The sequence below is a fragment of the Variovorax sp. Root318D1 genome (genome assembly GCF_001424835.1).
In the GTDB taxonomy this organism is placed as follows: Bacteria; Pseudomonadota; Gammaproteobacteria; order Burkholderiales; family Burkholderiaceae_C; genus Variovorax.
In genome coordinates this window covers 601,172-615,743 of record NZ_LMCQ01000012.1, presented here as the reverse complement: position 1 = coordinate 615,743, position 14,572 = coordinate 601,172, and the positions used below count along the sequence as shown (strand labels likewise).

The following is a 14,572-nucleotide window of genomic DNA, read 5'->3' as shown; positions in this document are numbered from 1 at the left end:
TGTTACCGCAGCTTCAACGTTGAAAGGCCCACGAGGCACAGCAGCATCGTGATGATCCAGAAGCGCACCACGACCTGCGTCTCGCGCCAGCCGCTTTTCTCGAAGTGGTGATGCAGCGGCGCCATCTTCAGCACGCGGCGGCCTTCGCCGTAGCGCTTCTTGGTGTACTTGAAGTACATGACCTGCGCCATCACCGAGATCGCCTCGACCACGAAGATGCCGCCCATGATGAAGAACACGATCTCCTGGCGCACGATGACCGCGATGGTGCCCAGCGCGCCGCCGAGCGCGAGTGCGCCCACGTCGCCCATGAAGACCTGCGCCGGATGGGTGTTGAACCAGAGAAAGGCCAGGCCCGCGCCGGCCATGGCCGAGCAGAACACCAGCAGTTCGCCGGAGCCCGGGATGCTGGGGAACAGCAGGTACTTGGAATACACCGCACTGCCCGTGACGTAGGCGAACACGCCCAGCGCCGAGCCCACCATCACCACCGGCATGATCGCCAAGCCGTCCAGGCCGTCGGTCAGGTTGACCGCGTTGCTCGCGCCCACGATCACCAGGTAGGTCAGGATCACGAAGCCGATGCCGCCGAGCGGGTAGCTCACTTCCTTGAAGAAGGGCACCAGCAGGTTGATCTTGGGCGGAAAGTCGAGGTCGAAGCCCGACTGAACCCAGGCAAAGAACAGCTGCAGCACGCGCCAGTTCGAGCTTTCCGAGATGCTGAAGAGCAGGTAGAAGCCCGCGATCAGGCCGACCACCGACTGCCAGAAATACTTCTCGCGCGAGCGCATGCCTTCCGGGTCCTTGCGCACCACCTTGCGCCAGTCGTCGACCCAGCCGATGGCGCCGAAGCCCAGCGTCACCCACAGCACGATCCACACGAAGCGGTTCGACGCGTCGAACCACAGCACGGTGGCAAAGGCGATGGCAAACAGGACCAGCACGCCGCCCATGGTGGGCGTGCCGCTCTTAGTGAGGTGCGTTTCCATGCCGTAGCCGCGCACCGGCTGGCCGATCTTGAGCGCGGCCAGGCGGCGGATCACGTAGGGGCCGGCCACCAGGCCGACCACCAGCGCGGTGAGCGCGGCCATCAGCGCACGGAACGTGAGGTACTGAAAAACGCGCAGGAACCCGAATTCGGGCGAAAGTGTTTGCAGCCATTGGGCCAGGCTCATCAGCATGTCGTCTTGCACGGCTCATGCGTCATGACCGGCCTCCTTTTGTTGTTGTCGTGATTGCTCGATGGCTTGCACCACCCGCTCCATCTTCATGAAGCGCGATCCCTTGACGAGCACGCTGGCAACCTGCGGCAGCCGCGCCAGCACCGCGGCGTTGAGCGCACTCACATTGTCGAAATGGCGACCACTGTCGCCGCCTTGATTGCCGCCGTTGAAAGCTGCAACGCCGTGCGCGGTTTCACTGCCCAGGCCATACAGCGTTTCGATGCCGCGCTGGCGCGCCCAGTCGCCGACCTCGGCATGGAATTCGGGTCCGCGGTTGCCGACCTCGCCCATGTCGCCGAGCACCAGCAGGCGCGGGCCCGGCAAGGCTGCGAGCACGTCGATGGCGGCGCGCACGGAATCGGGGTTGGCGTTGTAGCTGTCGTCCACCAGCGTGAGCGCGTGCCCGCCCGCAAGCACGACCTCGCTCGCCTTGGAACGGCCTTTCACCGGCTCGAAAGCCGTGAGGCCCGTGCCGATGGTTTCGAGCGAAACGCCCGCTGCGAGCGCGCACGCGGTGGCCGCCAGTGCGTTGACCACGTTGTGCCGGCCCGCGATGTGCAGACGCGCATCGCAGTCGCCCAGCGGCGTGCGGATGCGGACTTGCCACGCGCCCTGCTGCCAATCGGCCCGGACCAGCGAGATGTCGGCGTCTTCCTGCTCGCCGAAGGTCATGCAGCGGCGCATCGCGCCGGAATGCGCCATGTCGTTCCACAGCGAAGTGAAGACGTCGCCGTGCGGGAACACGGCCGTGCCGTCCTCCGGCAACGCGGCGAACACCGCGCCGTTCTCGCGCGCCACCGCCTCCACGGTGTCCATGAATTCCAGGTGCTCGCGCTGCGCGTTGTTGACCAGCGCGATGGTCGGGCATGCAATGGCGGCCAGCCGGGCAATCTCGCCCGGGTGGTTCATGCCCAACTCGACCACCGCATGCTGGTGCTTGGCGCGCAGGCGCAGCAGGGTCAGCGGAACGCCGATCTCGTTGTTGAAGTTGCCGGCCGTCGCCAGCGCGCGGTCGGCCCGGAACGCGACCAGGATGGCCGCGATCATCTGCGTGACCGTGGTCTTGCCGTTGCTGCCCGTGACCGCGATCAGCGGCAGGTCGAACTGCGCGCGCCAGCCTGCGGCCAATGCGCCGAGCGCGGCCAGTGAGTCGGGCACCTCGAGACCCGCAAGACCCGCCTCCTGCAAGCCGTGGTGCGCAATGGCCGCCACCGCGCCGCGCGCCTTGGCGTCGGCCAGGAATTCGTTGGCGTCGAAGCGTTCGCCCTTGAGCGCCACGAACAAGTCGCCATTGGCGAGCGTGCGGGTGTCGGTATGGACGCGGGTAATGAGCGTGGTGGGCTCGCCCACCAGGCGCGCGCCGGGAATCCACTGCTGCACCTGGGCCAGCGTGAGCATGAGTGGCGTCGACTCGCTCATGCGCCACCCCGCTTCGCGAGCGCTTCGAGCGCATGGGTACGGTCGGAGAACGGAATGCGCTGGCCGGCAATTTCCTGCCAGGCTTCATGGCCCTTGCCGGCGATGAGCACGATGTCTTCGGGCGCAGCCTGCGCAATGGCGTCGCCGATGGCCGCGCCGCGGTCGGGCTGCACCTGGGCCGCCTCGGGACGCGAGAGGCCGAGCAGCACCTGGCCGATGATCGCGTCAGGGTTTTCGCTGCGCGGGTTGTCGCTGGTCACGATCACTCGATCGGCCTGGCGCTCGGCCGCGGCAGCCATCATCGGGCGCTTGATCGGGTCGCGGTCGCCGCCGCAGCCGAACAGGCACCAGAGTGCGCCGCCGCGCTGCCCCGCCAGCGGACGCAGGCCGGCCAGCGCCTTGTCGAGCGCATCGGGTGTGTGGGCGTAGTCGACCACCGCCAGCGGCATACCGATGCCGGTGCCCACGCGCTCCATGCGGCCCGGCACGCTGGTGAGGTTGGCACAGGCCGCCACGGCCCGCGCCAGCGAAAGCCCCAGAGCCCGCAGTGTGCCGAGCACGCCCAGCAGATTGGCCACGTTGTACTGTCCGATCAGGCCGGTCGAAATGCGCTCGACTCCAGGGATGCCGTGTTCGGCCACGGAGAACTGCAGGCCCTGCGCGCCATAGCCGACGTCGCGCGCCATCAGCCGCGCCGGGCTGCCAGCGGCCGAGACGGTCCACACGTCGAGTGCGCCGATGCCGCCTTCGACGAGGTTCCCGCACAGGCTGGCGCCGTGCACGTCGTCGATGTTGATGACGGCGGCGCGCAGGCCGGGCCAGCGAAACAGCTCGGCCTTGGCTTGCCAGTAGGCTTCCATGCTGCCGTGGTAGTCGAGGTGGTCCTGCGTGAAATTGGTGAACACGGCCACGGCGATGCGCGCGCCGTCGAGCCGGCGTTCGGCAATGCCGATCGACGAGGCCTCGATGGCGCAGGCCCCGAAGCCGCGCTCGACCAAGGCGCGCAGCTCGCGCTGCATCATCACCGGGTCGGGCGTGGTGAGGCCGGTGTAGGTGAGCTCCGGCGGCACCCCGATGCCCAGCGTGCCCATGACCGCGCAGGGCGACGGCACGACGTGTTCGGCGGACCCATCGGGCCGCAGCGCGCGGACGCCGCCGGGTACAGCCAGCGTGGAAAGCGATTCGGCGAGCCACCAGGCGGTGGAGGTCTTGCCGTTGGTGCCGGTCACAGCCAGCAGTTCGAGCGCGGCCGAGGGGTCGTCGTAGAAGGCCGAGGCAATCGGGCCCGTCGCCGCCTTGAGGCCGGGGTAGCTCGCAATGCGGTCGTCGCCCTGAAATCCGAAAGCCTCGACGCCGTCGTGCTCGACCAGGCAGGCCGCCGCGCCCTGCGCCAGCGCGGAGGCCACGTGCTTGCGCCCATCGGTCGCGGCGCCGGGCCACGCGATGAAGCCGTCGCCGGCGCCCACCGGCCGGCTGTCAGCATGCAGCGCACCCTGCACGTGCTCCTTGAGCCAGAGCGCGGCGAGCTTGGGGGAAGTGAGTGTCAGCATACTCAGAAGCTCTCGTCGACGCCTTGCGTCAACACCAGAGGTTTGACCGCGAGATCGGGCGGAACGTTCATCATGCGCAGGGTCTGCTGCACGACTTCGCTGAAAACGGGCGCGGCGGCCACGCCGCCGAAATATTGGCCGTCGCTCGGCTCGTCGATCATCACGGCCACGATGATCCGCGGCTTCTCGATCGGCGCCATGCCGGTGAACCAGGCCCGGTACTTGTTGCTTGCGTAGCCCTTGCCGACCTGCTTGTGTGCCGTGCCCGACTTGCCGCCCACCGAGTAGCCGATGGTCTGCGCGCGCGTGCCGGTGCCGCCCGGCCCGGCGGCCATCTGCAGCATCTTGCGCACCGCCAGCGCATTCGCGGAAGAGAACACCTGCACACCGGCAGGCGGTTCGGCGTTCTTGAGGATGGTGACGGGAATGATGGCGCCATCGTGCGCGAATGCGGTGTACGACTGCGCCATTTGAAACAGAGACGCCGACAGGCCGTAGCCGTAGGCCATGGTGGCCTGCTCCACCGGCTTCCAGGTCTTCCAGGGCCGCAGCCGGCCGCTCACGGCGCCGGGAAATTGGATCTGCGGCTTTTGGCCGTAGCCCAGCGCGGTGTAGGTGTCCCACATCTCGTGCGGCGTCATCTTCTGCGCGATCTTGAGCGCACCCACGTTGCTCGACTTCTGGATCACGCCCTCGACCGTCAGCGTGCCGTAGTTGTGGGTGTCGCTGATGGTGAAGCCGCCCATCTGGTAGCGGCCCGGGCCGGTCTCGATCAGGGTCGAGGGCTTCACGCGGCCGGCTTCCAGCGCCATGGCGACGGTGATCGGCTTCATGGTGGAGCCGGGTTCGAAGGTGTCGGTGAGCGCGCGGTTGCGCAGTTGTTCGCCGGTGAGGTTCTGGCGCTTGTCGGGCACGTAGCTCGGGTAGTTGGCCAGCGCCAGCACCTCGCCGGTGACCGCGTCGAGCACCACCACGCTGCCGGCCTTGGCCTTGCGCGCGGTCACGGCGTCGCGCAGCTTCTGGTAGGCGAAGAATTGCACCTTGCTGTCGACGCTGAGCTGAATGTCCTTGCCATCGAGCGGCGGCACCTGCTCGCCCACGCCCTCGACCACGCGGCCGAGGCGGTCCTTGATGACGCGGCGCGACCCGGCCTTGCCGGCCAGGTCCTTGTTGAAGGACAGCTCGATGCCTTCCTGCCCGTTGTCTTCGACGTTGGTGAAGCCCACCACGTGCGCCGCGGCCTCGCCCTCGGGGTACTGGCGCTTGTATTCCTTGCGCTGGTAGATGCCCTTGAGGTTGAGCGCGGCGATCTGCTTGGCAATGGGCTCGTCGACCTGGCGCTTGATCCAGACGAAGGTCTTGTCCTCGTCTTCGAGCTTCTTGTCGAAATCCTTCTGCGGCATTTCGAGCAGCTTGGCCACCTGCTTGAGCTTGGCGCGCACTTCGGGGTCGTCGCGCTCGACATCTTCCGGAATGGCCCAGATGCTCGGCGCCACCACGCTCGACGCCAGGATGAGCCCGTTGCGGTCGAGGATGCGCCCGCGGTTGGCCGGCAGCTCGAGCGTGCGCGCAAAGCGCACCTCGCCCTGCCGCTGGAAGAAGCTGTTGTTGAAGACCTGCACGTATGCGGCCCGGCCCGCCAGCACGACGAAGCCGAAGGCAATGCCCGCGACGATGAACTTGCTGCGCCAGACCGGCGTCTTGCTCGCGAGCAAGGGGCTGGTGGTGTAGCGGACGCTGCGGCGGCTCATCGCTGGACCCTCGCGGCAGGCTTGGTCGCCGAGGCGGCCGGGGGCGCGGGCGGCGGGGCCACCACGGCCGGAATCACCGTGCCATCGGGCCGCACGTACTGCGTGATGGCCGGCGTGGTGGTGCGCATTTGCAGCTGCTCCTTGGCGAGCTTCTCCACCCGCAGCGGCGTGGCCTGTGCGCGCTTTTCCACCTGCAGGCGGTCGTGGTCGAGCTCCAGTCGCCGCGCTTCCTGCTGGGAGCGGTCGAGCTCGGTATAGAGCTGGCGCGACAGGTATTGCGTGTGCACGAGGTAGAGCGCGGAGGCGACCACCGCGAGCATCAGGAGCAGGTTGAGGCGTGCCATGTCAGTGCCCGCCCGGCCGCCCGAAGGGCACTGAGCGCCCCCTCGGGGGGCAGCGATACGCGAAGCGATGAGCGTGGGGGCGTGTCATACGGCCTCGGTGCGTTCGGCCACCCGCAGGATCGCGCTGCGCGAGCGCGGGTTGCCTTTCACCTCTTCGGCCGAAGGCTTGATGCGCTCGAGCGCGCGCAGCTTCATCACCTTCGGGGCAGCGAAGGGCGCGCGGCGGTCGTACACCTCCTTCGAATGCTTGGCGATGAACTGCTTCACGATGCGGTCTTCCAGCGAGTGGAAGCTGATCACCGCGAGCCGGCCCCCAGGCTGCAGCACGGAAAGGCTGGCCTCTAGCGCCTGTTGCAGCTCTTCAAGCTCGGCGTTGATGAAAATCCGAAAAGCCTGAAATGTGCGCGTTGCAGGGTTCTGGCCCTGCTCGCGGGTTTTGACCGTGCCAGCCACGAGCTCGGCCAGTTCGGTGGTGGTTGAAATTGCGCCCCGTTCTTGTCGGCGAGCAACAATCGCCTTTGCAATCTGAACAGCAAACCGTTCTTCGCCATAGTCACGGATCACCTCTGCAATCTGCTGGAGTTCGGCTGTTGCCAGCCATTCGGCCACGCTCTCGCCGCGCGTGGTGTCCATGCGCATGTCGAGCGGGCCGTCGAAACGAAAACTGAAACCGCGCACCGGGTTGTCGATTTGCGGCGAACTCACGCCCAGATCCATCAGCACACCCGCCACGCTGGCATCGGGCAATTCGCCCAGCGAACGGAATCCCTGGTGCCGGATGGAAAAACGCGCATCCGAGATGCGCGCTGCTTCGGCCACTGCTTCCGCATCCTTGTCGAATGCGATCAGCCTGCCTTCCGGTGCCAGCCTTGCGAGAATCGCTCGCGCATGCCCGCCGCGCCCGAATGTCGCATCCACGTAGGTGCCCGTGGCCGCCGTGCTGCCTGAAAGAAGGGCTTCCACCGCTTCGTTCAGCAACACGGTGGTATGAATCCATGGAGTGTTCACGCGAGTCCTCAGAACGCGAAGTCCTGAAACACATCGGGCATCTCGCCCTGGGTGGCCTCGGCCTCCTTGGCTTCGTAGCTGGCCTTGTCCCAGAGTTCGAAATGATTGCCCATGCCCAGCAACAACGTCTCGCGCGTGATGCCGGTGGCCGCCCGCAATTCGGGCGAAACCAGGATGCGGCCGGTGCCATCCATTTCTACGTCCATTGCGTTGCCGAGGAATACGCGCTTCCACCACTGTGCCGACATTGGAAGCGCCGCGATGCGCTCGCGAAATTTCTCCCACTCGGGACGCGGGAACACCATGAGGCAACCGTGCGGATGCTTGGTGATCGTGAGTTGGCCGTTCGCCGTCGCGCTCAGGACGTCACGATGCCGGGTCGGCACGGAGAGCCGCCCCTTGGCATCCAGACTGAGCGATGAAGCGCCTTGAAACACGACCAGAACCCCTGTGTTGGGAGCGCCGCGGCACCTGAAAGAGGCACCACCCGCACTTTTTCCCACTTAACTGCACTTTTTTGCACTGTAGCAGGAAACACTTCCAGCGCAACTGGCCGTTGGTGGTATTTTTTGTAATGGAATCAACGACTTAGCGCCGATTTCCAAACCTGGAAACCGGCGAATTTCGTTGAGAATTAAGTACTTAGCTCACGCAGTGAATGTGATGCGTGAAGCGCGGCCGCCGTTACAGGGGCCGCAAAGCGGGCTTCAGAGGATGAAGCGAGAAAGGTCTTCGTCGTGACTTAGTGCAGCAAGGCGCTCGTCGACGTACGCGGCATCGATGTGGATGGTCTGTCCTTCGATGCGCGCCGCGTCGAAGCTTACCTCATCGAGCAGACGCTCCATGACGGTGGACAAACGGCGAGCGCCGATGTTCTCGGTGCGCTCGTTCACATCGAAAGCGATGGCGGCCAGGCGGTTGACACCTTCGGGCGTGAACTCGAGCGTCACGCCCTCGGTCGCAAGCAGCGCCTGGTACTGCTTCACGAGCGACGCGCGGGTCTGCGTGAGGATGCTTTCGAAGTCCGACACCGAGAGCGACTGCAGCTCCACGCGGATCGGAAAGCGCCCCTGCAGTTCGGGAATCAGGTCGCTCGGCTTACTGAGGTGGAACGCCCCGCTCGCAATGAAGAGCATGTGGTCGGTGCGCACCACGCCGTACTTCGTGGTGACGGCGGTGCCCTCGACCAGCGGCAGCAGGTCGCGCTGAACGCCTTGGCGCGACACGTCGGAGCCCTGGGCTTCGCTGCGCGTGGCAACCTTGTCGATTTCGTCGATGAAGACGATGCCGTTCTGCTCGGCATTGGTGATGGCCTGGGTGCGGATCTCGTCCTCGTTGACCAGCTTGGCCGCCTCCTCGTCGATGAGGAGGCGCAGGGCCTCGGCGATCTTGAGCTTGCGCGTCTTGCGCTTGCCGCCGCCCAGCTGGCCGAACATGCCGCGCAGCTGCTCGGTCATTTCCTCCATGCCGGCCGGGCCCATGATCTCTAGTGGGGCGCGGGTCTCGGCCAGATCGAGTTCGATTTCCTTGTCGTCGAGCTGGTGCTCGCGCAGCTTCTTGCGGAAGGCTTGCCGGGTGGGGTTGGGGCCGTCGAGCGCCGGCGTGCCGCCGTCGGCGCCGCGCGCGGGAGGCAGCAACACGTCGAGGATGCGGTCTTCGGCGGCGTCCTCGGCACGGGCGCGCACCTTGGCGCTTTCGGCTTCGCGCGTCTGCTTGACGGCAATTTCGGCCAGGTCGCGAATGATCGAATCGACGTCCTTGCCCACATAGCCCACCTCGGTGAACTTGGTCGCCTCCACCTTGATGAACGGCGCATCCGCCAGCCGCGCGAGGCGGCGTGCGATTTCGGTCTTGCCCACGCCCGTGGGGCCGATCATGAGAATGTTCTTGGGCGTGATCTCGGTGCGAAGCTTTTCTTCGACCTGCTGGCGGCGCCAGCGGTTGCGCAGTGCAATGGCCACGGCGCGCTTGGCGGCGGGCTGGCCGACGATGTGGTTGTCGAGCTCGGAGACGATTTCCTGGGGGGTCATGGACATGGTCAGAGCGCTTCCACGGTGTGGTTCATGTTCGTGTAAATGCAGATTTCGCCGGCTATCGCAAGCGATTTGCGCACAATCTGCTCCGCCGTGAGTTCGGTGTTGTCGATCAGCGCCTTGGCCGCCGACTGCGCATAGGCACCGCCTGAACCGATGGCGATCACACCGTCTTCGGGTTCCAGCACGTCGCCGTTGCCGGTGATGATGAGAGAGGTGGTGGCGTCGGCCACGGCCAGCATGGCTTCGAGCTTGCGCAGCACGCGGTCGGTGCGCCAGTCTTTCGTGAGCTCGACCGCGGCGCGGGTCAGGTGCCCCTGGTGCTTTTCGAGCTTGGCCTCGAAGCGCTCGAAGAGCGTGAAGGCGTCGGCCGTAGCGCCGGCAAAGCCAGCCAGCACCTTGCCGTGATAGAGCCGCCGCACCTTGCGCGCAGTGCCCTTGATGACGATGTTGCCGAGAGTGACCTGCCCGTCCCCGCCAATGGCGACTTGGTCGCCCTGGGGGGTCTTGCGGCGCACGCTCACGATGGTGGTGCCGTGAAACTGTTCCATCGAAGCCATCTGGGGATGCCGCAAGGCAATGCAACCCCACGCCTGTGACCGAATGTGGCTAGTTCTTTCTTGTGGTCACCATCGCGTGGTCGGCGATGCCGACAATGTCGAAAAGCGCCGCAATCAGGCGATGGGCGTCCACAAACTGGACTCGGTCGCCCTGGGCGTCCCGCGCCCGGACCCAGCCGAGCAGCGTGCTGGCGGCGGCAAGGTCCATGCGCAGCAAAGCGGCGCACGAGATGACGGGTGCGGTCGTGTTGCGCAGGTCGGTGTCGAGACGGTGCAGGCTCGAATGCGCTTCTCCGCGCAAATCGCCCGCAAGCGCCGCAAAGCCGCTGTCGGTGGACGGAAAGCTCTCCGATTCGCCGTTGACCGACAACAGCGACCAGACGGAGCCGGCGCCCGGGCGGCTTGCCGCGGAGGAAGCCAGCAAGGCGCATTCGCCCTTCGGATCTTGCCAGGCGGGCGGCGAGACTTCGTAGGTGATGCAGTAGTTGAGTGCCACCAACTCGAAGTCGTCGGGCATGTTCATCATGCGCAGCGCCGCCAGGTGCAGCTGCCACCAGACGTCTTCGGTGCCGCGCTCGTTGTTGGGCGTGGACTCCGCCAGCACGGACTTGAGCTTGGCGGCGCCGATGAAGCGCAGTTGCACCGGCGAATCGGCCCAGTGCGCGAATAGCACGCGCAAGGGCGCGGCGGCATCGCGTTCGATGGCTGTCAGCGCGCGCCAGTCGAGCGTCCAGACCGAACCGGCCTTCGAAAGCGCCCGCGTGAGATTCACCAATCCGTCGCGCGCCAGGCGTGGCGGGCTGGTCCAGTCGGCGCTGGGCGGCGCCAGTTCGGCGTAATCGCTGGCGGCCACTGTCTTCACGTTGCGCGCCAGCTCGTCCAGCGGCACCCAGTCGGGGCCCATGCGTTTCATGCGCTGCGCATAGCGCATGCGGGCAGCGGCAAAGCGGGTGGCGTCGCCGGTGGCGCGATACAGGTCGAACAAGGCGTGCCAGCGCGCGTCGTCACGCTCGGTGGTGGCGTGGTCGTCTTCACCCCCGGCAGCCGCGCTCTCCGAAGCCAGCGCCTGCAGAAGAATGGCCTCGGCACCGGCATCGTCGCCGTGCGCGAAGCGGATCACGGCCTCTTCGAGCGCGCCGTCTCGCGCCAGCCGCGCCGACAGCAGCGAGGGGACGCTCACCTCGGCGCTGGCAGGCCCGACAGGGGCGGGAGCCGAAGCAGGCGCCATGGCGGCGGCGGGCGCAGGCGTGGATACCGGCGCTGGCGCCGGCGCGGCGCGGCCCGCGGGAGGCGCGAGCAAGGTGGCCAGTTCGGCCGCGCTCACGGGCGGCGGGAGGGTTTCGGCGCCGGCGTCGGGGGGCGCATTGCCCAGCACCTCGCCATTGGGGCCGCGGCCCTTCCACCATTGCTGGGACATCTGCTCTTCGATCTCGTCGATCTTTTTGAGCGTGAGGGCGCGGCCCTCCGATTTTTCAGTGGTGCTGTTCAGGTTGAAGGAAGACGGCGTGACCGTTCCTTCGAAGGCATGGGCGGCCGCTTCACGCTGGCGCAGCTTGCGGAGCATGTCGAACTCGCGCCGGCGAACGAAATCGTTGCGCTGGCGCCGCTCGATCATCTCCTTGAGCATTTCCCGGCTGTAGGCCTGGTCCGCGGGCAGCGTGGAATCGGGGGTCGCGTTGAGTTCCGACCAATCCTTGAGCGGATTGCGGACGAATTTCGCCACCTTGGAGAACAGGCGGCCCGACTCTTCCTTTGGCATCGACAAAAACTTCGAGGCGATCAGGTTCTCTTTTCTGTTTCTGAAGGGCCGGATCAGTCCCCGAACATCTTCTGCTTGAGTTCGCGGCGCTGCTGCGCCTCGAGCGACAGCGTGGCCGTGGGACGGGCCAGCAGGCGGCCGACACCGATGGGTTCGCCGGTTTCGTCGCAGTAGCCGTAGTCGCCGGCATCGATGCGCTGGATCGACTGCTCGATCTTCTTCAGCAGCTTGCGCTCGCGGTCGCGCGTGCGCAGCTCGAGTGCATGCTCTTCCTCGATGGTGGCGCGGTCGGCCGGATCGGGCACCACCACGGTGTCTTCACGCAGGTGCTCGGTGGTTTCGCCGGCGTTCTCGAGGATGCCGCGCTTGAGTTCGACCAGCTTCAGGCGGAAGAACGCCATCTGCTTTTCGTTCATGTACTCGGTGTCGGGCATCGCGATGACTTCGGCGTCGCTCAACTCATCAACCGACTTGGTTTTCCAGTTGTTGGCGAGCTTCGGGTCTTTTTTGACCGCCACGGGGGGCGGCGGCACCAGCGCATTGGAAGGCGCCTGCGAGAACGACGACTTGGCAGCGGTGGAAGCCACCGATTGCGGCATGGAAGGCACGGTCAGCTGCGACAGCCGGGACACGCGGCCGCCGCGCGCGGGGGCGGGTGCAGCGGTCTGAACGGGCATCGAAGGTGTCGCCGTGGCGGAAGAAGTGGCGGCAGCCGTTTTTTTCATTGGGATCGGAGGGGCAGAAAGAACGGCAGCAGTGCGGCCGACGGTTTTGGATGGCGGTTGACCCGCAACTGCGGTCTTGGTTGCGCTCTTGGCCGGGGCGGATGCCACCGGCGGCGCAACGGACTTTGCAGGCTTGACGGGCTTTGCAACGGTCGCGGCCTTGGCCGTTGGCGTTGCTGGCTTCTTTGGGGCGCTTTTTTGTTTCGTGGCCGGAGCTTTTGCAGCGGAAGAAGTTTTTTTCGCCGCGGATACAGCCGGCTTTGCAGCCACCGCTTTTTTAGCGGCGGGCTTGGTTGCTGGCGTAGCCTTGGCGGCGGGTTTCTTCACGGTGACTGGCTCCTTGAACGAACTGGAACGCGCTTTCACTGGGTGTCTCCTCCCAAGGGAGCCTTTTTGCGGGTTCAACCCGCCTGGGCTCCACTCGTCGGAGTGCTCGCAGTGACGAACCCCGGGGTTATACCCCCGAAAGCCCGCCAGAAACGTGCGGCGCCCCGTACCGTAAGCCACACCCCGCCGTTTGGACGAGGGCGTGGCTGCCGGAACAGGCGCGCGATTGTATAGAGAACTCGAAATGAAGGGGGATGTGCCTGCAACCGGGCTGCCTCCGGTAGCATCGCCACCGTTGCCGGAGGGGGCAACGAAGGCCTGCCAAAGCCGCCGAGGGACGGTGCGGGTCGACCAACAATTCATACAAGAGAAGAAATCGTGAGCAAAAAAGCAGTTTTGGGCGCGCTGGCAGCCGCCATTGCGCTTGCCTATGGCGGCAGCACGTGGTGGGCCGGCACAAAAATCAAGTCCAGCTACGACACCGCCCTGGACGAGTTGCCGAAGCAGACCGCGCTGGTACGCGTGATCAACCGCAGCTATGAGCAGGGCTTTTTCGGCGCCGTGAGCACCGTGACGCTCGAGCTCGGATGCGCAGCCGATGCCGCGGCGCAGGTGCCCGCCGTCAAGCCTGCCGAAGGTGACGACGACGAAGACGACGATGCCGCCACGCCGTTCAAGCCCGTGCGGCTCACCTTCCGCGACACCATCCGCCACGGCCCGCTCGCCGGCGGCACGCTGGCCGCGGCCACCATCGAAAGCGAACTGGTGCTCGACGTGAAGGGCCAGGCCAAGGCCGAACAGCTCTTCGGCAAGGCCAAGCCCCTGACGGCGCGCACCAAGGTCGCCTTCGACGGCGGCTACACCAGCGACCTGACCGTGGCGCCGGCCAAGGTGACCGACGAAGGCAAGGCCCAGTTCACCTGGCAAGGCGCGCAAGCCCGCGTCGAGGTGAACGGTGCCCGCACCCAGGTGCACTACGACCTGACCATGCCAGGCCTGGACGTCAGCGACATGCGCACCGGTGCCACCATGAAGATGGGCAAGCTGACCGGCAAGGCCGACATGGACAGCAGCGCCGGCTGGATCCTGGCCACCGGCAAGACCGAAGGCCGCCTCGAAAGCTTCGAATTTGCCGCCCCCAAGGGCCTGGGCACCGCCGAAGGTGCGGAGGGCAAGGCCCTGCCGACCGTGCTGCTGCAGAACATCGACATGCTCGCAGATGCCAGCATCAAGGACGGGCTCTACGCATCGACCGGCACCATCAAGGGCGCCGGCAAGATTGGCGAAACCAAGATCGACAAGTTCGAGATGAGCAGCGGCGGGCGCCGCATTCACGCCGCCGGCTACAAGAAGCTGGCCGATGCCTGGCTGAAGTCGAGCGCCATCAACGGCTGCGGCAAGGGTGGCGGCAAGGCCTCGCAAGCCGCCATGCAGGCGCTGATGGACCAGCTGGCGCCCGACCTGAAGGCCATGGCCAAGTACAGCCCCGAAATCGGCCTGGACAAGATGCTGGTCGAAATCGGCGGCAAGCGCGGCGAGATCAGCTACACGGCCGGCATGGTCGGCGTGACCGACGAAGACCTGCAGGCGCCGGGCATGGCCCTGCTGATGAAGCGCGGCGTGCTCAAGGCCAATGCGCGCCTGCCGATGCAATGGCTCGAGCAGATTGCCGCCACCGGCGCCGAGAGCGGCCAGACGCCGCCGCCTGAGATGGTGGCGGGGCTGGTCGAGCAAGGCGAAGCCATGAACTTCGTCAAGCGCGACGGCAGCGACATCACGAGCCAGGTCGAGTACAGCGAAGGCAGCCTGAAGATCAACGGCCAGCCGATGGGCGGCATGGGCAAGTAAGCCCCAGGGTGGTTCCTCCCTCCCC

Annotated in this window: 12 protein-coding genes; 1 reads left to right on the top strand and 11 read right to left on the bottom strand. The window is 66.2% G+C overall.

Going from position 1 to position 14,572, the window contains the following annotated elements:
• Nucleotides 1–2: 2 nt before the first annotated feature.
• The 11 genes from mraY to dksA all read right to left on the bottom strand — a co-directional run bounded on the left by mraY (nt 3) and on the right by dksA (nt 12,372).
• Nucleotides 3–1,181, bottom strand: coding sequence for a phospho-N-acetylmuramoyl-pentapeptide-transferase (gene mraY / locus ASC78_RS12990; RefSeq protein ID WP_055801670.1), 1,179 nt, complete (start codon nt 1,179–1,181; stop codon nt 3–5).
• Nucleotides 1,182–1,196: 15 nt separating this feature from the next.
• The gene (locus ASC78_RS12985; RefSeq protein WP_055801665.1) at nt 1,197–2,642 is read right to left on the bottom strand and encodes a UDP-N-acetylmuramoyl-tripeptide--D-alanyl-D-alanine ligase; all 1,446 of its coding nucleotides are present in this window, start codon (nt 2,640–2,642) and stop codon (nt 1,197–1,199) included.
• Entirely contained in the window at nt 2,639–4,192 is a 1,554-nt protein-coding gene (locus tag ASC78_RS12980) for a Mur ligase family protein (protein WP_055801662.1), read from the bottom strand. Before ASC78_RS12980 ends, ASC78_RS12985 begins: the two co-directional genes overlap by 4 nt.
• 2 nt (nt 4,193–4,194) lie before the next feature.
• On the bottom strand, nt 4,195–5,943 hold the full coding sequence (locus ASC78_RS12975) for a peptidoglycan D,D-transpeptidase FtsI family protein (RefSeq protein WP_055801659.1): 1,749 nt from the start codon (nt 5,941–5,943) through the stop codon (nt 4,195–4,197).
• Nucleotides 5,940–6,287: a cell division protein FtsL gene (gene ftsL / locus ASC78_RS12970; RefSeq protein ID WP_055801656.1), complete on the bottom strand. Its 348-nt coding sequence runs from the start codon at nt 6,285–6,287 to the stop codon at nt 5,940–5,942. The genes ASC78_RS12975 and ftsL overlap by 4 nt, the downstream gene beginning before the upstream one ends.
• A gap of 84 nt (nt 6,288–6,371) precedes the next feature.
• Nucleotides 6,372–7,295: a 16S rRNA (cytosine(1402)-N(4))-methyltransferase RsmH gene (rsmH, locus tag ASC78_RS12965; RefSeq protein ID WP_055801652.1), complete on the bottom strand. Its 924-nt coding sequence runs from the start codon at nt 7,293–7,295 to the stop codon at nt 6,372–6,374.
• Nucleotides 7,296–7,303: 8 nt separating this feature from the next.
• The gene (gene mraZ, locus ASC78_RS12960) at nt 7,304–7,732 is read right to left on the bottom strand and encodes a division/cell wall cluster transcriptional repressor MraZ (RefSeq protein ID WP_055801648.1); all 429 of its coding nucleotides are present in this window, start codon (nt 7,730–7,732) and stop codon (nt 7,304–7,306) included.
• Nucleotides 7,733–8,002: 270 nt separating this feature from the next.
• Nucleotides 8,003–9,331 carry an ATP-dependent protease ATPase subunit HslU gene (gene hslU / locus ASC78_RS12955; protein WP_055801645.1) on the bottom strand — a complete coding sequence of 443 codons (1,329 nt, stop codon included), beginning with the start codon at nt 9,329–9,331 and terminating at the stop codon, nt 8,003–8,005.
• Between the two features lie 2 nt (nt 9,332–9,333).
• Nucleotides 9,334–9,879 (bottom strand): ATP-dependent protease subunit HslV, encoded by a 546-nt coding sequence (hslV, locus tag ASC78_RS12950; protein ID WP_012746058.1) that lies wholly within the window; start codon nt 9,877–9,879, stop codon nt 9,334–9,336.
• A gap of 58 nt (nt 9,880–9,937) precedes the next feature.
• Nucleotides 9,938–11,647: an STAS domain-containing protein gene (locus tag ASC78_RS12945; RefSeq protein WP_055801641.1), complete on the bottom strand. Its 1,710-nt coding sequence runs from the start codon at nt 11,645–11,647 to the stop codon at nt 9,938–9,940.
• 53 nt (nt 11,648–11,700) lie between these two features.
• Complete coding sequence (gene dksA, locus ASC78_RS28290; RefSeq protein WP_443082716.1) at nt 11,701–12,372, bottom strand: RNA polymerase-binding protein DksA; 672 nt, start codon at nt 12,370–12,372, stop codon at nt 11,701–11,703.
• 705 nt (nt 12,373–13,077) lie between these two features.
• Here dksA and ASC78_RS12930 point away from each other — a divergent pair.
• Nucleotides 13,078–14,547, top strand: coding sequence for a YdgA family protein (locus ASC78_RS12930; protein WP_235505075.1), 1,470 nt, complete (start codon nt 13,078–13,080; stop codon nt 14,545–14,547).
• The last annotated feature ends 25 nt before the right edge of the window (nt 14,548–14,572 follow it).

Excerpts from the sequence above, each read along its gene's own strand:
- mraY (WP_055801670.1), bottom strand. The coding sequence starts at position 1,181 with ATGCTGATGAGCCTGGCCCAATGGCTGCAAACACTTTCGCCCGAATTC.
- ASC78_RS12985 (WP_055801665.1), bottom strand. The coding sequence starts at position 2,642 with ATGAGCGAGTCGACGCCACTCATGCTCACGCTGGCCCAGGTGCAGCAG.
- ASC78_RS12980 (WP_055801662.1), bottom strand. The coding sequence starts at position 4,192 with ATGCTGACACTCACTTCCCCCAAGCTCGCCGCGCTCTGGCTCAAGGAG.
- ASC78_RS12975 (WP_055801659.1), bottom strand. The coding sequence starts at position 5,943 with ATGAGCCGCCGCAGCGTCCGCTACACCACCAGCCCCTTGCTCGCGAGC.
- ftsL (WP_055801656.1), bottom strand. The coding sequence starts at position 6,287 with ATGGCACGCCTCAACCTGCTCCTGATGCTCGCGGTGGTCGCCTCCGCG.
- hslU (WP_055801645.1), bottom strand. The coding sequence starts at position 9,331 with ATGTCCATGACCCCCCAGGAAATCGTCTCCGAGCTCGACAACCACATC.
- hslV (WP_012746058.1), bottom strand. The coding sequence starts at position 9,879 with ATGGAACAGTTTCACGGCACCACCATCGTGAGCGTGCGCCGCAAGACC.
- ASC78_RS12945 (WP_055801641.1), bottom strand. The coding sequence starts at position 11,647 with ATGCCAAAGGAAGAGTCGGGCCGCCTGTTCTCCAAGGTGGCGAAATTC.
- dksA (WP_443082716.1), bottom strand. The coding sequence starts at position 12,372 with ATGAAAAAAACGGCTGCCGCCACTTCTTCCGCCACGGCGACACCTTCG.